The 21,284-nt window shown below is 69.1% G+C and carries 21 protein-coding genes; 7 read left to right on the plus strand and 14 right to left on the minus strand.

What is annotated here, in order from left to right:
• Window positions 1-2 precede the first annotated feature (2 nt).
• Both fadD12 and ABZ195_RS17710 read left to right on the plus strand, forming a co-directional pair.
• Window positions 3-1,643, plus strand: coding sequence for an acyl-CoA ligase FadD12 (gene fadD12 / locus ABZ195_RS17705; RefSeq protein ID WP_355219964.1), 1,641 nt, complete (start codon window positions 3-5; stop codon window positions 1,641-1,643).
• Window positions 1,633-2,850 carry an alpha/beta hydrolase gene (locus ABZ195_RS17710; RefSeq protein WP_355220336.1) on the plus strand — a complete coding sequence of 406 codons (1,218 nt, stop codon included), beginning with the start codon at window positions 1,633-1,635 and terminating at the stop codon, window positions 2,848-2,850. The genes fadD12 and ABZ195_RS17710 overlap by 11 nt, the downstream gene beginning before the upstream one ends.
• Window position 2,851: 1 nt before the next feature.
• Here the strand turns inward: ABZ195_RS17710 and ABZ195_RS17715 are convergent, their stop codons facing one another.
• Both ABZ195_RS17715 and ABZ195_RS17720 read right to left on the minus strand, forming a co-directional pair.
• A complete protein-coding gene (locus tag ABZ195_RS17715) occupies window positions 2,852-4,240 on the minus strand; it encodes a DUF4185 domain-containing protein (protein ID WP_355219966.1) in 1,389 nt (462 codons plus the stop codon).
• Between the two features lie 160 nt (window positions 4,241-4,400).
• Complete coding sequence (locus ABZ195_RS17720) at window positions 4,401-4,847, minus strand: Rid family hydrolase (RefSeq protein WP_355219968.1); 447 nt, start codon at window positions 4,845-4,847, stop codon at window positions 4,401-4,403.
• A 63-nt stretch (window positions 4,848-4,910) separates the two neighbouring features.
• Here ABZ195_RS17720 and ABZ195_RS17725 point away from each other — a divergent pair, with 63 nt between their 5' ends.
• Window positions 4,911-5,387, plus strand: coding sequence for a MarR family transcriptional regulator (locus ABZ195_RS17725; RefSeq protein ID WP_355219970.1), 477 nt, complete (start codon window positions 4,911-4,913; stop codon window positions 5,385-5,387).
• 8 nt (window positions 5,388-5,395) lie between these two features.
• On the opposite strand, the gene ABZ195_RS17730 is transcribed toward ABZ195_RS17725, so the two are convergent.
• Genes ABZ195_RS17730 through ABZ195_RS17745 form a run of 4 tightly spaced genes read right to left on the minus strand, consistent with a single transcriptional unit; the run spans window position 5,396 to window position 9,831 of the window.
• On the minus strand, window positions 5,396-6,811 hold the full coding sequence (locus ABZ195_RS17730) for a wax ester/triacylglycerol synthase family O-acyltransferase (protein ID WP_355219972.1): 1,416 nt from the start codon (window positions 6,809-6,811) through the stop codon (window positions 5,396-5,398).
• 4 nt (window positions 6,812-6,815) lie between these two features.
• Window positions 6,816-8,039, minus strand: coding sequence for an alpha/beta hydrolase (locus ABZ195_RS17735; RefSeq protein ID WP_355219974.1), 1,224 nt, complete (start codon window positions 8,037-8,039; stop codon window positions 6,816-6,818).
• A 59-nt stretch (window positions 8,040-8,098) separates the two neighbouring features.
• Window positions 8,099-9,601 (minus strand): amino acid permease, encoded by a 1,503-nt coding sequence (locus ABZ195_RS17740; RefSeq protein WP_355219976.1) that lies wholly within the window; start codon window positions 9,599-9,601, stop codon window positions 8,099-8,101.
• Window positions 9,598-9,831, minus strand: coding sequence for a hypothetical protein (locus ABZ195_RS17745; protein WP_355219978.1), 234 nt, complete (start codon window positions 9,829-9,831; stop codon window positions 9,598-9,600). The genes ABZ195_RS17740 and ABZ195_RS17745 overlap by 4 nt, the downstream gene beginning before the upstream one ends.
• A gap of 274 nt (window positions 9,832-10,105) precedes the next feature.
• Between ABZ195_RS17745 and ABZ195_RS17750 the strand changes: the two genes are divergently transcribed.
• Window positions 10,106-11,404 (plus strand): septum formation family protein, encoded by a 1,299-nt coding sequence (locus ABZ195_RS17750; RefSeq protein WP_355219980.1) that lies wholly within the window; start codon window positions 10,106-10,108, stop codon window positions 11,402-11,404.
• On the opposite strand, the gene ABZ195_RS17755 is transcribed toward ABZ195_RS17750, so the two are convergent.
• Genes ABZ195_RS17755 through ABZ195_RS17780 form a run of 6 tightly spaced genes read right to left on the minus strand, consistent with a single transcriptional unit; the run spans window position 11,405 to window position 17,096 of the window.
• The gene (locus tag ABZ195_RS17755) at window positions 11,405-12,202 is read right to left on the minus strand and encodes an ABC transporter permease subunit (protein WP_355219982.1); all 798 of its coding nucleotides are present in this window, start codon (window positions 12,200-12,202) and stop codon (window positions 11,405-11,407) included. It abuts the gene before it with no gap.
• Window positions 12,177-13,082, minus strand: a complete 906-nt coding sequence (locus ABZ195_RS17760; RefSeq protein WP_355219984.1) for a 2-aminoethylphosphonate ABC transporter permease subunit — start codon at window positions 13,080-13,082, stop codon at window positions 12,177-12,179. The genes ABZ195_RS17755 and ABZ195_RS17760 overlap by 26 nt, the downstream gene beginning before the upstream one ends.
• Entirely contained in the window at window positions 13,079-14,236 is a 1,158-nt protein-coding gene (locus ABZ195_RS17765; protein ID WP_355219986.1) for an ABC transporter ATP-binding protein, read from the minus strand. Before ABZ195_RS17765 ends, ABZ195_RS17760 begins: the two co-directional genes overlap by 4 nt.
• Before the next feature lie 2 nt (window positions 14,237-14,238).
• Window positions 14,239-15,282, minus strand: coding sequence for a 2-aminoethylphosphonate ABC transporter substrate-binding protein (locus tag ABZ195_RS17770; RefSeq protein WP_355219988.1), 1,044 nt, complete (start codon window positions 15,280-15,282; stop codon window positions 14,239-14,241).
• A gap of 9 nt (window positions 15,283-15,291) precedes the next feature.
• Window positions 15,292-15,969 carry a phosphonatase-like hydrolase gene (locus ABZ195_RS17775; RefSeq protein WP_355219990.1) on the minus strand — a complete coding sequence of 226 codons (678 nt, stop codon included), beginning with the start codon at window positions 15,967-15,969 and terminating at the stop codon, window positions 15,292-15,294.
• An 11-nt stretch (window positions 15,970-15,980) separates the two neighbouring features.
• Window positions 15,981-17,096, minus strand: coding sequence for a TIGR03364 family FAD-dependent oxidoreductase (locus ABZ195_RS17780; RefSeq protein WP_355219992.1), 1,116 nt, complete (start codon window positions 17,094-17,096; stop codon window positions 15,981-15,983).
• A 110-nt stretch (window positions 17,097-17,206) separates the two neighbouring features.
• On the opposite strand from ABZ195_RS17780, the gene ABZ195_RS17785 reads away from it, so the two are divergent.
• Genes ABZ195_RS17785 through ABZ195_RS17795 form a run of 3 tightly spaced genes read left to right on the plus strand, consistent with a single transcriptional unit; the run spans window position 17,207 to window position 19,345 of the window.
• Window positions 17,207-17,734, plus strand: a complete 528-nt coding sequence (locus ABZ195_RS17785; protein ID WP_355219994.1) for an HD family phosphohydrolase — start codon at window positions 17,207-17,209, stop codon at window positions 17,732-17,734.
• The gene (locus tag ABZ195_RS17790) at window positions 17,731-18,429 is read left to right on the plus strand and encodes a GntR family transcriptional regulator (protein ID WP_355219996.1); all 699 of its coding nucleotides are present in this window, start codon (window positions 17,731-17,733) and stop codon (window positions 18,427-18,429) included. The genes ABZ195_RS17785 and ABZ195_RS17790 overlap by 4 nt, the downstream gene beginning before the upstream one ends.
• A gap of 10 nt (window positions 18,430-18,439) precedes the next feature.
• On the plus strand, window positions 18,440-19,345 hold the full coding sequence (locus ABZ195_RS17795; protein WP_355219998.1) for an alpha/beta hydrolase: 906 nt from the start codon (window positions 18,440-18,442) through the stop codon (window positions 19,343-19,345).
• Here the strand turns inward: ABZ195_RS17795 and ABZ195_RS17800 are convergent.
• Window positions 19,317-20,384 carry an aldo/keto reductase gene (locus ABZ195_RS17800; RefSeq protein WP_355220000.1) on the minus strand — a complete coding sequence of 356 codons (1,068 nt, stop codon included), beginning with the start codon at window positions 20,382-20,384 and terminating at the stop codon, window positions 19,317-19,319. The genes ABZ195_RS17795 and ABZ195_RS17800 overlap by 29 nt on opposite strands.
• A gap of 48 nt (window positions 20,385-20,432) precedes the next feature.
• Window positions 20,433-21,272 carry an alpha/beta hydrolase gene (locus ABZ195_RS17805; protein WP_355220002.1) on the minus strand — a complete coding sequence of 280 codons (840 nt, stop codon included), beginning with the start codon at window positions 21,270-21,272 and terminating at the stop codon, window positions 20,433-20,435.
• Between the last annotated feature and the right edge of the window lie 12 nt (window positions 21,273-21,284).

The raw sequence follows: 21,284 nt of genomic DNA on the forward strand, positions 1-21,284 counted from the left end.
CCATGGCGCTGACCGATCCGCTCACCAACACCCTCGGCCTGCTGACGACGATGGTCCGCGCGGGCGTCATCGCCCCGCTGCGGCCGGACAAGTACCTGCGCATCGGTGCCGCGATGGCGCGGGAGAACATGGGCATCACCTCCGGTTTCGCCAGCGCCGCGCAGCGGTGCCCCGACCGTCCGGCCCTGGTCGACGAAATCGGCACCCTCACCTGGCGTGACGTCGACCAGCGTGCCGACGCGTTCGCCGCCGCGCTGCAGGCCCTGCCCAGCGGGGCCCCCCAGGTCGTCGCGATCATGGCCCGTAACCACCGCGGCTTCGTCGACTCGCTGATCGCCGCCAGCCGCATCGGTGCCGACGTGCTGCTGCTCAACACGTCCTTCGCGGGACCCGCTCTGGCAGAAGTCATTTCGCGCGAGGGTGCCGGCAAGTCGGTCGCCGTGGTGTACGACGAGGAGTTCGCCCCGACGGTCGACGTGGCGCTCGCGGAGCTACCCGACACCACGCGGATCGTGGCCTGGCGCGACACCGACGGCGACCACCGCAGCGTCGAGGACATGATCGGCGAACACTACGGCCACCAGCCCAGGCGGGCCGGCACCAAGTCCAAGGTGATCCTGCTGACCTCGGGTACGACGGGAACGCCCAAGGGCGCCAGCCACTCTGGCGGCAGCCCGCAAACCCTCAAGGGCATCCTCGACCGCACGCCGTGGCGCGCCGAGGAGGTGACCGTGGTGGTGGCCCCGATGTTCCACGCCTGGGGCTTCGCGCAGCTGGCGTTCGCCGCGTCGATGGCGTGCACGATCGTCACGCGGCGCAAGTTCGACCCGGAGGCGACGCTCAAGTTGGTCGACCGGCACCGGGCAACCGGATTGTGCGTCGTCCCAGTCATGTTCGACCGGATCATGGCGCTGCCCGAGGACGTGCTGTCGAAGTACAGCGGGACGTCGCTGCGGTTCGCGGCGGCATCGGGTTCCCGGATGAACCCCGACGTGGTGACCGCGTTCATGGACCGCTTCGGTGACGTGATCTACAACAACTACAACGCCACCGAGGCGGGCATGATCGCGACGGCGACTCCGGCGGACCTTCGCATCGCCCCCGACACCGCGGGTCGACCGGCCGAGGGAACCGACATTCGCATCCTCGACGCCGATCGCCGGCAGGTTCCCACCGGCGAGGTCGGCACCATCTTCGTGCGCAACTCGACGCAGTTCGACGGCTACACCTCGGGCGCCACCAAGGACTTCGAGGGCGACTACATGTCCAGCGGCGACGTCGGACGTCTCGACGCCGACGGTCGGCTGTTCGTGGTCGGCCGTGACGACGAGATGATCGTGTCCGGTGGCGAGAACGTCTACCCCATCGAGGTGGAGAAGGTGCTCGCGGCGCACCCGGCGGTGACGGAGGCGTCGGTACTCGGGGTGGACGACGCCGACTACGGACAGCGGCTGGCGGCCTTCGTGGTGCTGACCGACGAATCGGCGACGCCCGAGGACCTCAAGGCGCACGTGCGGGCCAACCTGGCGAACTACAAGGTGCCGCGCAGCATCACGGTGCTGGAGAGTTTGCCGCGCGGCAGTACGGGCAAGATCGTTCGTCGTGAACTTCACGCGCTTCTCACCGACGACCGTGCGACGTAGACATCCGCTGCTGCGGGGCGTCGCCGAACTGCTGCTGTCGGCCAACGCCGTCCAACCGCTTGGCCGCGAGGGCTACGTCACGATCCCGGTGTTCTTCCTCGGGTGGCCGACCGGTGAGGCTGCGCCGGTGGTGGCCGGCGCGTCCATGCTCGACGCCGCCCGGCGCGGACTTCGCGGAGACTTCAGGGGCACCCGGGGCAGGGTGGCCCTGGGGCTGACCGCGTTGTCGTGGGCCACCCTGGGTTTCGTCTACTACCGCAACGCCAGGTCACAGGAGTCCTTCGAGGCTCCGCTGCGGGACACCCTGGGCGACGACTACGCGGCCATCGCCGCCGAGGAGCGACGCCGACGCCGCGGCGGGGTCCTGCGGACGTCGTGGGCCAGACGGCAGTACGTCAAGAAGAACGACGTCGTGCGGTACGGGCCGCACCGCGCCAACGTCGCCGACGTCTGGCACCGGGGCGATCTGCCCCGCGACGGCAAGGCGCCCGTCCTGCTGCAGGTGCCCGGTGGCGCCTGGGCGATCGGCATGCGTCGGCCTCAGGCCTACCCGCTGATGACGCACATGGCCGAACACGGGTGGATCTGCGTGTCGATGGCCTACCGGGTCAGCCCGCGCAACACGTGGCCGGCCCACATCGTCGACGTGAAGCGGGCGCTGGCGTGGATCAAGGAGAACATCGCCGAGCATGGCGGCGACCCCGACTTCGTCTGCATCACCGGCGGTTCTGCGGGTGGGCATCTGACCGCGCTGGCGGCGCTGACCCCCAATGACCCGCAGTGGCAACCGGGTTTCGAGGACGCCGACACCTCCGTGGTGGCCGCGGTGCCGATCTACGGCCGCTACGACTGGTTCACCTCCGAGGGCTCGGGCCGGCCGGAGTTCATCGCGATCCTGCAGCGCTACATCGTCAAGAAGCGCTTCCGCGAGCACCGCCAGACCTACCTCGACGCATCGCCGATCACCAAGGTGCACGCCGACGCGCCGCCGTTCTTCGTTCTGCACGGCACCGACGACTCGATCATCCCGGTGCAGGAGGGCCGCGTCTTCGCCGAGGCGTTGGAGAAGGCGTCGGACAATCCCGTGGTCTACGCCGAGATTCCGCACGCGCAGCATGCCTTCGACTTCTTCGGCTCGCCGCACGGCCACTACACCGCGACCGCCGTCGCGCACTTCCTGGATTGGGTGAAGGCCAAGCGAGGCTAGATCACGGTAGGACGGTGTGCATCAGCATCACGTTGTACGCCGACCAGAGCGAGAGGTTGTAGTACAGCTCCTTGCCCGTCGACCACGGGTGCAGGTACGGCGCGTAGATGCCGCCCGGAAACTCCATGTGGCTCACCAGCATCTGCTCGGGACTCCACGGCCCCTGCGGTGTCGGAGAGGTCCGCATCACGACGTCGTTGGCCCCGTTGCAGTACAGCGCCAGGTACTGCTTGAGGTAGGTGTTGTACTGCGCCGACATCTCGCCCACCGGCCCTGGAATGACCGGCGTCGCGGCGGCGGGATTGGCGGGCACCCAGGACTGGCTGTCCCCGTTCCAGTACTCGTACTTGGTCAGGTCGGGAATCAGCGCGGGTGAGACGCGGGCGACGTAGGCCGAACCACCACGTCCGTTGGGAGTGCCGTAGGTGTACAGGTATTGGTCGCCAGGGCCTGGCCTGAGGAACGCGCCCATCTGAAAGTTCTCGTTGCCCGCCCCCGGAGTGCGGACGGTGCCGGGGTACACGCCCCACGTCTCGCCGTTGTCCGGTGACATCGCGATCGCCGAATAGTTGGTGCTCCATGCACCATTGGCGTCCCAGCTCCTGATCGACATGAAGTTGAGGTACTGCTTGCCGCCCGCCGAGACGCCGGCGGTGGGGATGATGCCCGTCTCCTGGGGCGCCTGCCCGATGGTGTTGATGATCTGCTTGGCGATGCCGGGTCGCCAGACCGGAGCGCCGGAATACTTGTTGCCGACCACACCGTTGGGCACCGCGACCGTGTTGGACAGGGAGCGGTCCTGGCTGCGGAACAACGCGTTGTAGCGCCACTGCTTGCCGGGGATGGTGCAGTAGCCGTTGGTGTCGCCAAAGGCCATCAGCACCTGGTTGTTCGCGGGATCCCCGTTGTCCCACATGATTCCGAGGTCGGTACCGGTGATGGCGAACTTCTTGATGGTGTCGTTGGGGCTGTCGGGGCCGGTGACCCAGCCGACGAGCGAGGTGCCCGGCGGCGCGGTGGACACCGGCGCGGGTGCGGCGGCCGGGGCCGGCGCGGGTGCCACCGCCGACGGCTGGGTCGCCGTGCCGCCGGGCCGAGGCGTGGGTACCACTCCCGCCTGCTGTTGCACCGACGCCACCGGCGGCGGGGTGAGCGCCTTCAGAAGTGCCGGCAGCAGACCGAGTTTCGGCAGCGGCGCCGCGTCGTTGGCTCCCGCGGGCTTGTGACCGATCGGTCGGTTGAACGGCGAGATGCCCGAGGGGCTCGGGATCTGAAAGGCCTGCCCGGGCAGCGGTTGCGCGGCCGCGGCGGCACCCTCGCAGGGTTCGGCGCTGGCCGGCGGTGCGACGCCGATGACGGTGCAGAGTCCAAGCACGGCCGCGGTCGCCATCGATGCTGGTGCGGTTCGACGACGCGGCGACATGGGACACCTTCCACGAGGGACGTCACGACGACGCCAGCAACTTCTGCTGTGACGATAGTGACCCGTGAGACGGAAGTGTCCGGTGAGTCATGGCTTGATACCCACCCGTGACCGTGTCGCAACCTTCTCAGGGTGACCCGACGATCGCGGTCACCTTGATCTCCACCCGCATCTTGGGCGCCCCCAGTGCGGCGACGCCGAGTTGGGTCCAGATCGGCGCACGGTCACCCATCCTGGCGCGGAACTGTTCGACCATCACCCGGTTGTGCGCGTCGCCGATGGAGTCGGGCGCGCTGGGCACGTGGAAGGAGTCCACCGCCACGACGTCCCGCCACGTCGCACCCGCCTGGGCGAGCGTGCGCTCGACGTTGTCGAAGGCCGCGACGATCTCCTCCTCGAGATCCTCGGGGAAGGTCACGTCGTCGTCCCAGCCGCCCTGACCGGAGATCTCGACCCGGTTCCCGATCCGAAGCGCCTGGTGGTAGTGCAGATTCGCCAGCGCCCAGTCGCCGTAGCCCGGGGTGACGTGGAACGTGGTCGCGGATGGAGCAGTGTCGTCATTTACTTCATGCATGAAGTGAACCCTACTCGTCATTACTTCACGCGTAAAGTCATCGCCGGTCGGTAGGGTGCCGTCATGACCACTCCCGATCCCGATCAGACGCAGTGGTTGACTCCTGACGAGAAGGAGGCGTGGACCGGTCTGGTGTCGCTGATGCTGCTCTTGCCGGGGCGGCTGGAGACTCCCCTGCAGCACGCCGCCGGTCTGACGCTCTTCGAGTACCTCGTGCTCAGCCACGTCTCCGAGGCACCCGAGCGCCGCCTACGGATGAGCGAGCTCGCCTACCTGGTCAACGGCTCGCTGTCCCGACTGTCCAACGTCGTCAAGCGATTCGAGCAACGTGGTTGGGTGCAGCGCTCACCGGACCCCGACGACGGTCGTTACACCATCGCCGCCCTCACCGACGCGGGCTACGACCTGGTCGTCGCGGCCGCCCCGACCCACCTGCGGACGGTGCGCGAATTCGTCCTGGACCCGCTGAACACCTCCGACCGTCAGGCGCTGGCGCGCATCGCCGCCAAGCTGCGGATCCGCCCGGCCGACCTGCCGTAACCGCGCGGCTAGGGCGCCATCGCCCCGTCGACGACGGTGAGCTGATCGGAAAGCCCTGCGGCACGGCGGATGTCGAGGAACGACTCGACCATGGCGTCGGTCAACTCGTGCGCGTCGGGGAGCGTGGTGCCGTCGGAGAGCACCGAGACGTTGAGTTGGTCGACGTAACTCCACACCGTGATGTTGAGCCCGCTACCGGTGGTCAGTGGTCCCACGGAGTAGATCTCGGTCACCAAGGCACCGCCGACCCGGCCGTGCTCACGTGGGCCGGGCACGTTGGAGATGGGCAGGTTCAGCACCTTGTTCTGACCGTCCTTGGTGGCCAGCCAACGAAACATCGCCTCCGCGGGCGCGGGCGGGAAGTACGCCGACCACCGGCTGACCAACTCCGGACCCATCAGGTCGTGGGTCTCCTTCGCCTCCACCGCGGCGTCGTGTACGGCCCGGACCCGGTCGAGCGGATCGGCCATCTCGACCGGCAGCGTCATCATCACCCCGGTGAAGTAGTTGCCCGAGATCCGGTCGCGCGAGAAGTCGAAACTCACCGGGACCGAAGCCAACAGCGGATGATCGGCGTGCCCGTCGTACTTCTGCAACAGCCCGCGCAGCGCCCCGGCCGAGATGGCGAGCACCATGTCGTTGATCGTCACACCCAGCGTCTTGCCGGTCTCCTTGACGTCGGCGAGCGACAGCGTCGCCGTCGCGAACCGCCGCGTGGCGTCCACCTTGTGGTTCATGAAGGTGGGCGGCGGGGTGAACGGACGGGTCAGTTCCGGACCCAGCTTGCGCGAACTGCGCCGCACCCGCCCCAAACCCCTTGCCGTGTAACGCATCACACCCGGCAGCCGCCCGATCTGACGCAGATGGTCGTTGAAGGCCGTCCGCACCAACTCCGACGCACTCGGCGCCGGATCGGTGGCGTAGGAGTCCCGGTCGTCCGGCGCGTCGAGGAGGTCCATGCCGCGGGCCATCAGGTTCGCCGAGGCCACCCCGTCGGCCAGCGCGTGGTGAATCTTGCCCAGCACCGCGATGCGACCGTCGGCCAAACCCTCGATGAAGTACATCTCCCACAGCGGTCTGCTGCGGTCCAGCGGAGTGCTGGCGATCTTGCCGACCGCGTCGTCGAGTTCACGGCGTCCGCCGGGGCTTTCGACCCGGTAGGGCCGGATGTGGTAATCGAGGTCGACCTCGCAGTTCTCCCGCCACATCGGATGGTGGAACTTCAGCGGGATGTCGACGAGCTCGTAACGGAACGGGTCGAGCTTGTGCAGACGACCGAGGATGACCTTGCGGAAGTCCTCGACGCCAAACGTCCGGCCCTTCAGGTCCTCCAGCGCGATGACCGCCAGCTTCAGCGTGTGCATGTGCACCGTCGGCGTTTCGCTGTACAGCAGTACCGCGTCCCACCCGCTGAGCCTCTTCACGCCGCTATACAACCGCCTTCGTACCCGCGAGGATCTGGTTTCGGTGAACTTCGTTGAGGAACAGGCCGATTGCCGTCGCGGTCGACCCGGTCCTGGCACCGTCGGTCATGTCGAAGCCGTGCCCGGCGCCGGGCAACTCCACGTACCCGACCACCGATCGCGACTCCGCGCGAAGCTTCTGGACGAAGTCCCTGGCCTGCTGGACGGGGATGACGGTGTCGCCGCTGCCGTGGATCACCAGGAAGGGCGGTGCGTCGGCGTGGGTACGAGCGATCGGGGACGCCTTGCGGAAGACCTCCGGGTGCCGGGTGATCTTGCGCTTGACCACGACCCGTTCGAGGAAGTCGACGAAGCGCGCCCGCTCGACGGTGGAGCGGTCCTCCCAGTCATAGCGGCCGTAGATGCCCACGACCGCGTCGACCGAGGTGTCCGACCCCTCGGGCAGGTCGCGCTGCATCTCCGGGTCCCCTGCGGTCAGCCCGGCCAGCGCGGCGAGGTGGCCGCCGGCCGACGTGCCCGCCACGGTGACGAAGTTGCGGTCGCCGCCGAACTTGTCGACGTTGGCCCGCGCCCAGGCGATCGCCGTCTTGACATCGGTGATGTGTTGGGGCCAGGGATGATTCGGGGCGACCCGATAGTCGATCGACAGACACACCCAACCCATCTCGGCGAGGTGCGACATCAGCGCGTAACCCTGCAGGATCCGGCCGCCGTGCACCCAGGCGCCCCCGGGCAGGAAGATCATCACCGGCGCGGGCTGCACGGGAAGTTCCTTGGGCCGCCACACGTCGAGCAGCTGACTTGGACTGTCCCCGTAGCGAACCGACGACCGGTACACGCTGCGTCGGTGTTCGAGGGCCTTCCACACCGGCGGCGTGCGCTCGGGGGCTGGCCACGCGATCTCGAGGTCCTCGGCGGGCACCACACCCTGCAGCGCCGCCTGCGTGACCGACGCGGTGGCGTCACGCTGCTGCTTCTTCACCTCGCCGATGCCGGGGGTGAACCAGGACTTGACCGCCGCACCGACGAAGTCCGGCGTGTGCCGCACCCCCCAAATGCTCATCGCCGTCGCACCGCCGAGCGGTTCGAGGTGCCTGCCGATCACGGGCAGGGAGGTCGCGGCGACGCTCATCGCCAACAGATAGTCGGCCGGCCCCGCCTTCATCAGCCACCTCATGCGCGTGGTCAGGGTGGGTCCGGGGTACCGGGTATCCGGTCGAGCCGTCATTTCGCGAGAGTACCCCGGTTAGCTGGGACACACGACACTCCGCGGAATATGTCTACTCGCTACTCGTCCTCGCCCGGTGCGGGCCGGTTGGCGACCACCGGGTACTTGCCCGTGAACCCTTCGCGCTCCTGCGCCACGGCCAGCACCCGCGACCGGACCGCGAACCAGCCGATGACCAGCGCGGGGATGATGACGATCAGGGACGCGACCGTCCAGGTGCCGATGGGCGGATCGCACGCCATCAACACCAGCACCCCCACCAGGAACGCCAGCGTGGCGTACCCCGTCCACGGCGTCCCCCACAGCCGGAACGACGGGCGCTCCAAGATGCCCTTCTTCGACCAGCGATACAGCTGGATCTGGCAGATGACGATGGTGCCCCAGGACGCGATGATGCCCAGCGCGGCCACGTTCAACACGATCTCGAACGCCTGCGCCGGCACGACGCCGTTGAGCAGCACGCCGAACAACCCGATCACCGCGGTCAGGCAGATGCCGCCGTAGGGCACGCCGCGCTTGTTCATCAGCGAAGTGAACTTGGGCGCGCTGCCGTTCATCGCCATCGACCGCAGGATCCGCCCGGTCGAGTACAGGCCGGCGTTGAGGCTCGAGAACGCCGCCGTGAGCACCACGATGTTCATGATCGTGCCGGCGCCGTCGACCCCGATCTTGGAGAAGAAGGTGACGAACGGGCTCTCGCCGGACTTGTAGGACGTGTACGGCAGCAGGAGCCCGAGCAGGAACACCGAGCCGACGTAGAACAGCGCGATGCGCGCGATGACGGAGTTGATGGCCCGCGGCATGATCTTCGCCGGGTTGGCCGTCTCACCGGCCGCGGTTCCGACGAGTTCGACTGCGGCATAGGCGAATACGACGCCCGAGGTGACGATGACCACCGGGAACAGCCCGGTGGGGAGCAGGCCGCCGTGGTCGCTGATCACGCTGAAACCGGTGTCCTGGCCCTGGATCTTGTATCGCCCGGCCAGGAAGATCGTGCCGGCGACCAGGAACGTCACCAGGGCGATGACCTTGATCAGCGCCGCCCAGAACTCCAGCTCGCCGAACACCTTGACCGAGATCATGTTCATGCCGAGCACCAAGGCCAGCGCGATGAGGGCGATCGTCCACTGTGGGATGTCGGCGAAGGCCTTCCAGAAGTGGAAGTAGGTGGCGATGGCGGTGGAGTCGACGATCGCGGTCATCGCCCAGTTCAGGAAGTACATCCACCCCGCGACGAAGGCCGCCTTCTCCCCCAGGAACTCCCGGGCGTAGGACACGAACGACCCCGACGACGGCCGGTGCAGGACGAGCTCGCCGAGTGCCCGAAGGATGAGGAACACGAACACACCGCAGAAGGCGTAGACGAGGAACAGGGCAGGTCCCGCACTGGCGAGCCGGCCGCCGGCCCCCAGGAACAGCCCGGTGCCGATGGCGCCGCCGATCGCGATCATCTGCAGCTGACGCGGCTTGAGGCCCTTCTCGTAGCCGGCGTCCTCGGTGGTGAACGCCGAGTTGTCGTACTCGTCCTGTCTGGGGGTGCCCTGCGTCGGTTCGGTACTCATCGGGTCGCCCCGTTCGACGGCGGCACCACCGGCGGCGGTTTGGAGGTGTCGTTGATGTCACGGAAGGTGAACGCGAAGCCGAAGACGGCCAGGACGGCGGCGATCGCGTACCCGAGGATCGACCACCACCCCACGTGCAAATAGGCGGTGACGGCGACGATTCCCATCGCCAGGAACACCATGGACATCCCGATCAGCGGGATCTTGGCAGTCAGGTCGATACGTGCCATGACACCTACCTCGCGTCGTCGTCGAGCCGAAGCTGGGTTCGATCCTCAGTAGACACCCGGGCCCACGAGAACGTGCCAGGAATCGCGCCGACTCACAGCCAACCGAGACACGGAATGACGTCGAAGCTGGTCACGGTACGGCCGCAGACGTGGCGTCCCCTGGGCGCCTGTGCCACGCTTGACGAGTGGCTTGCACATCCGGCCAGTCCATCGTCGTGGAGAGTGAGATCGTGAGAGGCGGGTACGTGCCGGCACCTCGACGGAGTCCGGCACGGTGAGAAACCCGCAGACCGGCGCCCCCGACCTGGCATCCGTGCTGGCCGCCCTCGACCAGGCCGGCGCCGGGCCGCACGACGAGGCCAAGCGTCTGCAGACGCGCGCACATCGCCGCGGAATCCTCACCCTGGTGATGATCGTGCTGCTCGTCGGCGGCGTCATCCAGTTGCTCACGTCCACCCCGGAGGCGCCCCGGACGGCAGACGGCGGCAGCCGCGCCAGCATCGTGTTCAGCAACGCCGGCACCGGTACCTGCCTGAGTTGGCCTCCGGACGCCCCCGACAAGCCCTCCTTCGTGCAATGCCGCTCCGACCACATGTTCGAAGTGGCCAAACCCGTCGACATGAACGGCTTCGGGGAGCCGTGCCAGCTCGCGGTGCGGGAGTACCTCGGCACCCACTACGACCCCAACAGCCGGTTCACCATCAGCGTGCTCTGGGCCGGTGACGCCGACGGCACCAACACCGGCGCCCGCAATCTGCTGTGCGGCCTGCAACTGCTGGGCAAGGACGGCAAGCCGACGCCCTTCAAGGGGCGCATCGTCGAACTCGACCAGTCGAAGATCTGGGTGCCCGGAACCTGTCTGGGCCTCGACGGGTCGAGCCGGTCCACCGACATCCCCGTCGACTGCTCGGCCCCGCACGGCCTGGAGGTCACCGGCTCGGCCAACCTGGCCGAGCGGTTCACCGGCGGCCTGCCGTCGGATGCCGAGCAGCGTTCGTTCATCACCGAGGCCTGCACGCGCGCCACCGACGCCTACCTCGCCCCGGCCCGGCTGAGCACCTCCGGACTGTCCCTGGGGTTCGATCCGGTGTCGGCCGTCAGCTGGGCCGCCGGCAGCAGGCAGGTGTCATGCGGCATCGGCAAGCCCGCCGAGCAGGGCTGGGCGCCGCGCACGGGCAGCGTGCGCACGTCCTCGCCCGCGGATCTGCCCCCGCTCCCGGTAGCGCCGCCTCCTCCCCCGCCACCACCGCCGCCGAGCACGTCGGACCCGGCACCGCCGCCGGTCTACGAGGAGCCGCTGGTCCCCATCGGTCCACCGCCGTCCGAGACGCCTCCCGCCGCCCCGACGACCACGGCGTCGACGACGGAGGCACCGACGTCCACGGTGGCACCCCCGTCGGAGACGCCAACCACGGCCACGACACCGCCGCTCGGACCGCCTCCCGGTCCGGCGACGCCACCGAGTGAGACCAGCACCGCCTCACCGCCGGGCATCCTGGAGATCCCCGGTCTGCCGCCGATCACGCTGCCCGGGTACGTGCCGCCGGAACCCGCGCCGCCGGCAGCGGGCTGATCAGCGCACGGCGGCCGCGGAGCGGATGCGCCCCACCGCCGTCAACGCCACCAGTGTGACGCACAGCAGGATGGTCGTGCTCGCCGCCGCCTGAAGGGCCTGGCCACGGTCGGTGAGCGCGAAGATGGTGACGGGCAACGTCTTCCACGCCGCCGGATAGACCATCACCGTCGCGCCGAGTTCGCTTATCGACAGGGCCACCGCGAGGCCGGCGGCTGCGCCCAGCGCTGGCAACAGCAGCGGCAGCGTCACCCTCGTCAACACCCGGACCGGCCCCGCCCCAAGGGATTGCGCCGCCTGGCGGTACCCGGGGTCGAGGCGGTCCAGCGCGGCCGAGACGGCGCTGAACGCGAACGCCAACACCAGCACCGCATGCGCCAGGATCACGATCCACCGGGTGCCGCCGAGCAACAGCGGTCGGGAGTTGAAGGCGATCACCAGGCCGAGTCCCAGCGCCACCGACGGCACGGCGATCGGCAGGTGGAACACGGCGTCGACGATCCGGCTCAGCCAGGGTGGGGCCTCCCGCGAGGCCAGTGCCGCCCACGTGCCCAGCACGAGCGCCAGCGCGCCGGCGACGACGGCGGTCTGCAGGCTGACCGACAGGCTCGCCACGTTCTCGCCGGACAGTGCGTCGCCAAGGTGGACGAGCCCGAGGTTTGACGGAAGCGCACCGGTCCACGAGCCGGCCAACCCGGCCAGTACGACCGTTGCCAGCGGTGCGACGAACACGATCGTCACGACCACCGCGAAGAGGCCGAGCAGCACTGCCCTACCGCGCCGGTTCCACGACAACATCGCCGGTCCCTCCTCGTCGGGTGCTCGTGCGGGCGAAGATCATGCGGTAGGCGCAGTAGAGGGTCAACGACAGCGCGATCTGCACGGTGGCGATCACCGCCGCACCCGGCAGGTCGAACGTCACGATGCCCCGGGTGTAGATCAGCACCGGCAGCGTGGTCACGCCCTTGGCGCCGGTGAACAGGACGATGCCGAACTCGTTGAGCGTCAACAACAGGACGAGGCTGCCGCCTGCGGTCAACGCCGGCCAGGCCTCCGGCATGATCACCGAGGCGAAGACGCGCCACGGTGACGCGCCGAGGCTGGCGGCCACGTTGAGGTGCGCCTTGGGCAGCATCGCGAACGAGGCCAGCAGCGGCCGGATGACGAACGGCGTGAAGAACGTGATCTCGGCGGCGATGACGCCCGTCGGTGTGTAGAGGACGTCCAGCACCGGCGTGCGATCCCCGGTGGCGGTGGCGATCGCGGCGTTGACCGCGCCGGCGGTGCCGTAGAGGAAGGTGAACGCCAAGGTGATGAGGAAGGACGGCAACGCCAACACGGTGTCGATCAACCGACCCACGAGGCGGCTGCCCGGGAACGGCACGAAGGCCAGCACGACGGCGAGGAACGTGCCCAGCACCAGACAACCCAGGGTCGACGTGGCGGCGATCGCGACGGTTCGCCACAGTGCGTCGCGAAAGGCCGCCGAGGACAGCACGATTGCCCAACTACTCTGCGTGCCAACGCCCTTCGTCGACTCAAGGCAGACCCGAACAAGCGGGTAGACCGCGGCGAGCAGCACGATCACCAGCGGCGGCAGCGTCCACCACACCGCCGCCGACCGTCGCGCGGCCGACCTCGGCTCAGCGTCCGAGACCGGTTCGAGCAACGCCGTCACGGGGACTGCACCAACACGCCGGCAGGTTCGGGGAATCGCAGTCCGATCTCGGTTCCAAGGTCGTAGGTCACCGCGCCGGGGACGTCGACGTCGAGTAGTCGGTCGGGCAGTCCGTGGACCGACACCACCAGCCGGGTGCTGGCCCCGCGCCACACCGCGGCGCTCACCCGCGCCCGCAGGGCGTCGCGATCGCCGAGGCCGACGACCTTGACCGCATGCGGTCGAATGCACAGCAGCGCCGGCGATCCCGGCGCCCAGTCCACCTTGCCCACCGCCGGCTGCGGAGCCTCGGCGCCGAGTGTCTGGTGCGCGACGGACACCAGCGCCGTCGTCCCGATGACCCGCCCGACCGTGCAGGGAATCAGGTTGGCACCACCGAGGAACGCCGCGGTGAAGCTGCTCGGCGGGCGGGCCCACAGGTCCTTCGCGGTGCCGACGTCCATCAGGCGCGCCTGGTTCATCACCACGATCCGGTCGGCCAGAGCCAGTGCCTCGCTCTGATCGTGGGTGACGTAGAGCATCGCGGTGTCGGGCAGCGCCTCCTTGAGCCGTTGCAGTTCGGTCAGCATCGATTGCCGCAACTGGGCGTCCAGCGCCGCCAACGGCTCGTCGAGCAGCAGCACGGCGGGGCGGATCGCCAGGGCCCTGGCGATGGCGACCCGTTGCTGCTGGCCTCCGGAGAGCTCACGGGGCAACCGGCTTTCGAAGGCCGACATGCCGACCATGTCCAGTGCCTCGGCGACCCGCGACGCGATCTGCGCGCGTGGCACCCGATGCGACTTCAGACCGAACGCGACGTTGTCGGCGACCCGCATGTGCGGAAACAGCGCGTAGGACTGCAACACCACCCCGATGCCGCGCCGGGCCGGCGAGAGGTCGGTGACGTCGCGACCGGCGAGGCGGACCGCCCCGGTGGTGGGGCGCACGAAGCCCGCCAGCGCGTTGAGCGCGGTGGACTTGCCGGATCCACTGGGTCCGAGCAGCGCCACCGTCTCACCCGCCGCGACGCGGAGATTGAAGTCGACGAGCGCCGCGGTCGCCTTCCTGCCGCGGCCGTAGGCCACGCCGACGCGGTCGAAGACGATCGCCGGTGGCGCGTCGACGACGGCCGGCTGAGCGGTCCGGGACCGTCGAGTCGCCTTGATGTCGGCCATCGTCAACTACCGGTGGCCTTCTGGTACGCGGCCACGTCGGCGTCGAGATCGGTGAGCACCGCGTTCCAGTCCGGCACCCACACGGTGACGCCGTCGAGGACGGCGGCCGGAGTGTTGGGTGCGGCCGCCTGGCCAGACGAGGCCAGCGAGGTGAGCACCGGGATGCCGAGCGCCTCGGGGGCCACGGTCTTCTGGACGTCCTCGGAGACCAGGAAGGCCAGCAGTTTCTTGGCCGAGTCGGCGTGCGGTGCGCCCTTGGCGACGCCGGCGACGTAGGGCAGTGAGACGGTCGTCTTGGTGCCGTCCGCGGCTGCCGGGAAGAAGACGGTGAACTTCGAACCGTCGTCCTTGATGGAGCCGAGGTTCATCTGCACGTCACCGTTGGCGACCAGCAGTTCGCCGTTGCTCACCTTTGGCTGCAGCTTGCCGGTGGACGACGACGGGCCAACGTTGTTGGCCTGCAACTTCTTCAGATACTCCATCGCTGCGGGCTTCCCCATCAGGTGCTGCAGTAGGACCAGTACCGCGGTGCCGTCACCAGCCTGTCCCGGTGTCGAGTACTGCAGCTTGCCCTCGTATTGGGGCGACAGGAGGTCGGTCCAGCTGACCGGTGGCGGGTTGGCCCCGGGGTTGGCGATGAAGCTCAGCGCGTTGTCCACGACGGGCAGGTAGTGACCGTCCGGACCCACCTGGTCAGCGGCGATGCCACTGGCGTCGACTCCGCTGGGCTGCAACAGCCCCGACTGGTCGGCCTTCTGGATGAACGGGGGCAGGGTGACCAGCAGGTCGGCCTGCGGGTTGGACTGTTCCTTCTCGACGCGCGAGACCACCTCGCCGGAGCCGGCTTCCACCAGGTCGACGTTCACGCCTGTGCTCTTGGTGAATGCGTCGAACTGGGTCTTGTACCAGGTGGCCAGACCGTCGGCGCTGTAGACCGTGACGGTCTCACCCGTTCCCGAGCCGGAGGATCCGGTGCCGCCGCACGCCGTCAGGGTGACGGCGAGGGTCGCGGCGGTCAGGGCCGCCAGGGTCTTTCGAAGTGTCATCTCTGCGTCCTAGCGTTGGTGGTCGAGGATCAGGTCGGCGAACTCGGAGACCGTCGGCACCACGTGGGTGGCTCCGGCGTCGTACAACTGCTTCTCGTCGTGGGCGCCCGTGAGAGTGCCCGCGGCGATGGAACATCCGGCGCGCAAGGCGCTTTCGATGTCGCTCGTGGTGTCGCCGAGCGCCGCCACGTTGGCGACCCGGTCGACGCCGAGGCGCATCAGGGCGGTCAGCACGAGATCGGGATACGGGCGCCCGCGTACCCCGGCACCGGGGGCCAACACCATGTCGGCGATCGACTGCCAACCCAGTGCGGCGAGCAGTTTCTCCTGGGTCGCACCGCTGAAGCCCGTCGTCAGCGCCACCTTGACACCGGCGTCGCGCAGGCGTGCGATGGCCTCGGCGGCCCCGTCGACCGCCCTGGCGTGACCGTCGTCGACGGCTGCGGCGTAGGCACTCTCGAAGGCGGCATTGGCGTCTTGCGCGAGTTCCTCGGTGCCACAGAGGTTTCTGAAGACCACGATCTTCGATTGACCCATCGTGTCGAGCACGTACTGGCGCGCGTGCTCGCGCTCGGGGCCGTCGGCGGGGATGCCCGCGGCCGTCGCGGCGGCTTCGAAGGCGCCGAGCACCAGGCCGTCGTCGGCCACCGTGGTTCCTGCCATGTCGAGTACGGCGAGTTGAATCATGCTCTGCTTCCTCATAGTTCGATCAGATCGGCGGTCTGTTCGGCGATGGCCGGTCCGAGCGTCATGCCCCGGCCGCCCGGGCCGGTGATCACCCACACCCCGTCGGCGGCCGCGCTGCGGCACACCAGGTCCCCGGGGTCGACGCACTGGCTGTACACGCCCGCCCACCGGCGGCGGACCCTCGGCAGGGGGCGGCCGAGGAACTCCTCGACGCGCGCAGCGAGGTAGTCGTAGGGCGCGTCGTCGACGTCGAAGGCGAAGGGCTCGTCGTATTCGTGGGTGTCGCCGATGGTCAACCCACCGTGCAGACGCTGCACGCACAGCAGTTGCATCCGCCCCTGCGCTGCGACGAGATCCTGGGGTTCCCCGTCCCGCAACGCGTTCAGTGCACTGCCCGCGAAGCCCGGGTAGTAGCGGAAGCTGTCGCCGTCGGCGATGGCGGTGCTCAGCGGTTCGCCGAGCGGATCGGTCTGCATCATCTGCAGCCGCACACGCCGCACCGGCAGGTCTCCGGCGATCTCGCGGGTCAGACCGCCATGGGCGGCACCCGGACACATCAGGACGATGTCGCCGTCGTGACGTCGGCCGCGGTCGTCGCGCACGGTCGTGCCGTCGACCGAGCGTGCCTCGGTGCCGGCCAGGAAGACGTATTCGCCCGTCGCCGCGAGGTGTTCGCGGATGGCCGGCATCGCCCGACGAGATTCGACCGCGGCATCTCGTTCGCAATGCAGGGCGGCCAAGAACGTGCCGCGCAGCGCAGGGTTGAGAGCCCGCGCGGCGTCCGGGTCGAGCAGCTCGAACCCGCGGTCGCCCGCATCGGGGCGGCCTGCGACCTGTTCGGCGACGGCGACCTCGAGTGGGGTGCGCAGCAGCGTCAGCGAGCCGGTCGGCCGGAAGCCGACGCCGGGGATCCGTTCGCCGATGCGTTCCCACAGCTCGCGCGACCGCAGCGTGGCGGCCAGTTCGTGCTCGCTCCGGCCGGAGACCCAGACCAGTCCGAAGTTGCGCACGGTCGCACCGCGGGCCTCGGTCTCGCGCTCGAGGTGGGTGACGTGATGTCCGCGCCGAACCGCCTCCAGGGCGTGGGCGGTTCCGAGGATTCCGCCGCCGATGATCGTGACGCGCATGGTGGATGACCTTTCAGACTCGGGGATACGACCTGCGGAAGCTCCGGTGATGAGGGCCGGAACGGCAGATGAACAATTGGTATAGACCAATCGAGGGTATGCTGGCAACCGTGGACGCGATCACCGACACCGCCCGCCTGCTCTCGTCGTTGCGCGGCGTCTGGGACGAGGAGGCCGTCGACGAGTTGGACCACGCGCTGCAGTCGGCGGCCCGGGCGGTCGACGACGGTGCCGACGACGAACTGGTGCTCGCCGCCGCGCTGCACGACATCGCGCGCAGCCCGATGTTCGACGCGTCGGCGGCCAGGAGGCACGACGAGGTGGCCCGGCAGTGGCTGACACCCAGGTTCGGTGAGCGGGTGGGTTGGCTTGCGGGCCAGCACGTTGCGGCCAAGCGGTTTCTGGCGGCGACCGACCCTGCCTACGGTGCCGCGCTCAGTCCGACGTCGGTCGCCTCGCTGCGCGCCCAGGGCGGCGCAGGCGTCGACCCCACGCTGCTCACCCACCCCTGGTGGCCCGACGCGGTGCGGCTGCGGCGCTACGACGACGCCGCCAAGGATCCGCACGCGACGGCGGTGACGATCGAGGACGTGCTCGCCGTCGCCGACCGCGTGGTGCACCGGCGGGCGTCGCGATGAGCAAGCCGTACGCGATCCGCACCGCCCTCGGAGAGGTGCTCGACGGCCTCGTCGAAGGCGATCCGTTTCCGCCCGAGCGCGAACTGGCCGTTCGATTCGGCGTCGCCAGGGAGACCGTGCGCCAGGCCGTGCACGAGCTCTTGGTCGAGGGTCTCGTCGAGCGCCGCGGCCGCGGCACGGTGGTATCCAAACCCAAACTCGTGCAACCGCTCTCGCTCAAGTCCTACACCGAGGGCGCGCTTCAGATGGGCCGTAAGCCAGGCCGCATCCTGGTCACCTGGGAGGACGTGGAGGGTACGCCGGACCTCACCGCGGCCCTCGACGTCGCCGCCGGAGACGCGGTCATGCACCTCGAACGCGTCCTGCTCGCCGACGGACAGCGCATCGGGCTGGAGAGCACCTACCTGCCCCGGCACCGATTCGGCGCGTTCACCGAGACGTTCGACCCGACCACGTCGCTCTACGCCGCGATCCGGGCCACGGGCGTCACGTTCGGCAGGGCGGTGGAACGGGTCGAGACGGTGCTGGCGTCCCCGCGCGAGGCAGGTCTGCTCGAGTCGACCACGGCCATGCCGATGCTGAGACTGCATCGGCGGTCGGTGGACACCGAGGGCCGGCCCATCGAAGTGGTGCGCTCGCTGTACCGCGGTGACAGGGTGGCCTTCGAGGCCCTGCTCGACGACCGGGATCAGTAGGGTCGGCGTCGTGGCCGACTTCCATCCCGACCTGACGCGCTCCGCCCGACTGCTGCCCCGCAGCCCCATCACCCCGCGATCGCTGCCGGTGTTCCGCGCCGTCGACCGCCTGATGGGTCGGCGCACGCCCGCCGACGTCGAGGTGCTCAGACTGACCTCCGGGGTGCGCGTGCGCCTGCACCGAGCGCCGGTGCAGACGCCGAAAGGCCCTGCGCTGCTGTGGATTCACGGTGGCGGCTACGTCATCGGCAGCGCGGCGCAGGACGACGACCTCTGCCGACGCCTCGCGCGCGACCTGGGCGCCACGGTGGTCGCCGTCGACTACCGCCTGGCGCCCGAATATCCGTACCCGATCCCGCTGCAGGACTGCTACCGCGCACTCACCTGGCTGGCCGAGCTGACCGCCGTCGACCCCACCCGGGTCGCGATCGGCGGTGCCAGCGCGGGCGGCGGTCTGGCCGCCGCCCTGGCGCTGCTGGCTCGTGACCGGGGTGAGGTGAGCGTCGCGGCGCAGCTGCTGGTGTACCCGATGCTCGACGACCGTTCCGGCACCCAGGAGGGACTCGACGACCGAAACCACCGATTGTGGACGCAGAAGTCGAACCGCTACGGCTGGTCGAGCTATCTCGGCGACGCCGACCCGAATGTGGCAGTGCCCGCGCGGAACTCAGATCTGAGCGGGCTGCCGCCGGCGTGGATCGGAGTCGGCACGAACGACCTCTTCCACCGGGAGGACCTGGCCTACGCCGAACGCCTCACCGCGGCCGGGGTGCCGTGTGACGTCGAGGTCGTCGCGGGGGCGTACCACGGCTTCGATGGCGTCGCCTCCAAGGCGCCGGTGTCACGACGGTTCTTCGCCAGCCAGGTGACCTGGCTGCAGTCGCACCTCACGCGGACCGAATCGGCCTCGTCCTGAAACCGTCGCCGCCGAGGGTGGTGGTGCGCCGTGCGGCGTTCTGCTCGTGCGGCTGCCCGAGTGGGATGGCACTGGCCTGGTCCAGCCGGTCGTAGATCTCGGCACCCAGGTCGACGTCGAGGGCTGCCAGATAGTCGTCGAGCTGCTCGACCGTGCGTGGACCGATCACGGGCATCACGCCCGTCGGTGACCGCCTCGCGCGTTCCAGCAGCCATGCGACGGCCACCCGCGCGGGCGGCACGCCAAGCTCGCCCGCAGCGTCGAGCACGGCGTCGACCGTCGCGGCCTTCACGGGCTCGTCCTCGGCGTGCACCAACCGATTCCACTCGGTGAGCCGGCCCGCAGCGCTGCTGCGGTACTTGCCGGTCAGCAGTCCGCCGCCAAGCGGTGACCACAGGGCGGCCCCGACGCCGAGCGCCTCGGCCATCGGCAGGTTGTCGCGGTCGCCGCTGCGCTCGACGAGGCTGTACTCGAACTGCACGGCCGAGATGGGCGTCCAGCCGCGGACCTCGGCCAGCGTCACCCCGCGGGCGGTGAGCCAGGCCGGAAAGTTCGACAGCCCGGCGTAGAGGATCTTGCCCGCGCTGGCGAGGTCGTCGAACGCCCGGACGATCTCCTCGACCGGGGTGACGAAGTCGGGGAAGTGCACGTAGAGCAGGTCGAGGTAGTCGGTGCCGAGGCGGCGCAAACTGTCCTCGACCGAACGGAACATGGCGCGGCGCCCGTTGCCGGTCTGCAGCACCCCGCTGCCGTCGGGCGTCGCACCGCCGATGGCGAACTTCGTGGCGATGGTGAATCGCTCACGGCGCCCCGCCAGCATGCGCCCGAGGTTCTCCTCGGACTCGCCGACCTGGTAGCTCGCCGCCGTGTCGATCGCCGTGCCGCCGGCATCGGCGAAGCGGTCGAGCAACGCACGGGACGTCTCGGCGTCGGCGCCGTACCCCCATCGAGTCCCGAAGTTTCCGGCGCCGAGGGCGAGGGCGGACACGCGCAGACCGTTGTTGCGGCCGAAGGTGAAGTGCTCCATGTTCGAGTCCAAGCCTCGACCAGCTGAGTTTATTTCCCAATACTCAGATGGGCGAGGTGCCTAGCCCTCGAGGAAGGCCAGCAGGTCGGCGTTGATCACGTCGGCGTGCGTGGTGGGCATGCCGTGCGGGAACCCGTCGCGGTAGGTCTTGAGCGTGCCGTTCTGGAGAAGCTCGGCGGACTTCGGACCGGCCGCGACGTACGGCACGATCTGGTCGTCGACGCTGTGCATCACCAGGGTGGGCACGGTGATCTTCTTCAGATCCTCGGTGAAGTCGGTCTGGGAGAACGCCACGATGCCGTCGTAGTGCGACAGCGCGTCACCCATCATCCCTTGGCGCCACCAGTTCTCGACGACGGCCTCTCGGTACTCCGCGGTCGATTCGACGCCCGGCTCGTCGAAGTTGTAGAAGGGGCCGGACGGCAGCGCGCGGTAGAACGCCGACCGGTTCGCTGCGAGCTGGGCCTGTAGACCGTCGAACACGCTCTTGGGCAAGCCTTCCGGGTTGGCCTCGGTCTGCACCATCAACGGCGGCACCGCACTGATGATGGCCGCCTTGGCCGCTCGGGACTCGCCGTGGCGGGCCAGGAACCTGACCACCTCACCACCACCGGTGGAGTGCCCGACGTGGATCGCGTCGTGCAGGTCGAGGTGCTCGACGACGGCGTGCAGATCATCGGCGTAGTGGTCGAGATCGTGCCCACCCGGGGTCTGGGTGGAGCGGCCGTGGCCACGCCGGTCGTGGGCGATGACGCGATACCCCTGAGCCAGGAAGAACAGCATCTGGTTGTCCCAGTCGTCTGACGACAACGGCCAGCCGTGACTGAAGACGATCGGCTGACCTCGACCCCAGTCCTTGTAGAAGATGTCGGTGCCGTCGGAGGTGGTGACGAATGCCATTGTGGTGCCTCT

Source organism: Mycobacterium sp. NPDC006124 (assembly GCF_040614235.1).
Classification (GTDB): domain Bacteria; phylum Actinomycetota; class Actinomycetes; order Mycobacteriales; family Mycobacteriaceae; genus Mycobacterium.

Excerpts from the sequence above, each read along its gene's own strand:
- fadD12 (WP_355219964.1), top strand. The coding sequence starts at position 3 with ATGGCGCTGACCGATCCGCTCACCAACACCCTCGGCCTGCTGACGACG.
- ABZ195_RS17740 (WP_355219976.1), bottom strand. The coding sequence starts at position 9,601 with ATGAGTACCGAACCGACGCAGGGCACCCCCAGACAGGACGAGTACGAC.
- ABZ195_RS17790 (WP_355219996.1), top strand. The coding sequence starts at position 17,731 with ATGAGCAAGCCGTACGCGATCCGCACCGCCCTCGGAGAGGTGCTCGAC.
- ABZ195_RS17775 (WP_355219990.1), bottom strand. The coding sequence starts at position 15,969 with ATGATTCAACTCGCCGTACTCGACATGGCAGGAACCACGGTGGCCGAC.
- ABZ195_RS17725 (WP_355219970.1), top strand. The coding sequence starts at position 4,911 with ATGACCACTCCCGATCCCGATCAGACGCAGTGGTTGACTCCTGACGAG.
- ABZ195_RS17765 (WP_355219986.1), bottom strand. The coding sequence starts at position 14,236 with ATGGCCGACATCAAGGCGACTCGACGGTCCCGGACCGCTCAGCCGGCC.
- ABZ195_RS17805 (WP_355220002.1), bottom strand. The coding sequence starts at position 21,272 with ATGGCATTCGTCACCACCTCCGACGGCACCGACATCTTCTACAAGGAC.
- ABZ195_RS17770 (WP_355219988.1), bottom strand. The coding sequence starts at position 15,282 with ATGACACTTCGAAAGACCCTGGCGGCCCTGACCGCCGCGACCCTCGCC.
- ABZ195_RS17715 (WP_355219966.1), bottom strand. The coding sequence starts at position 4,240 with ATGGCGACCGCGGCCGTGCTTGGACTCTGCACCGTCATCGGCGTCGCA.
- ABZ195_RS17735 (WP_355219974.1), bottom strand. The coding sequence starts at position 8,039 with ATGACGGCTCGACCGGATACCCGGTACCCCGGACCCACCCTGACCACG.
- ABZ195_RS17720 (WP_355219968.1), bottom strand. The coding sequence starts at position 4,847 with ATGCATGAAGTAAATGACGACACTGCTCCATCCGCGACCACGTTCCAC.
- ABZ195_RS17780 (WP_355219992.1), bottom strand. The coding sequence starts at position 17,096 with ATGCGCGTCACGATCATCGGCGGCGGAATCCTCGGAACCGCCCACGCC.
- ABZ195_RS17745 (WP_355219978.1), bottom strand. The coding sequence starts at position 9,831 with ATGGCACGTATCGACCTGACTGCCAAGATCCCGCTGATCGGGATGTCC.
- ABZ195_RS17755 (WP_355219982.1), bottom strand. The coding sequence starts at position 12,202 with ATGTTGTCGTGGAACCGGCGCGGTAGGGCAGTGCTGCTCGGCCTCTTC.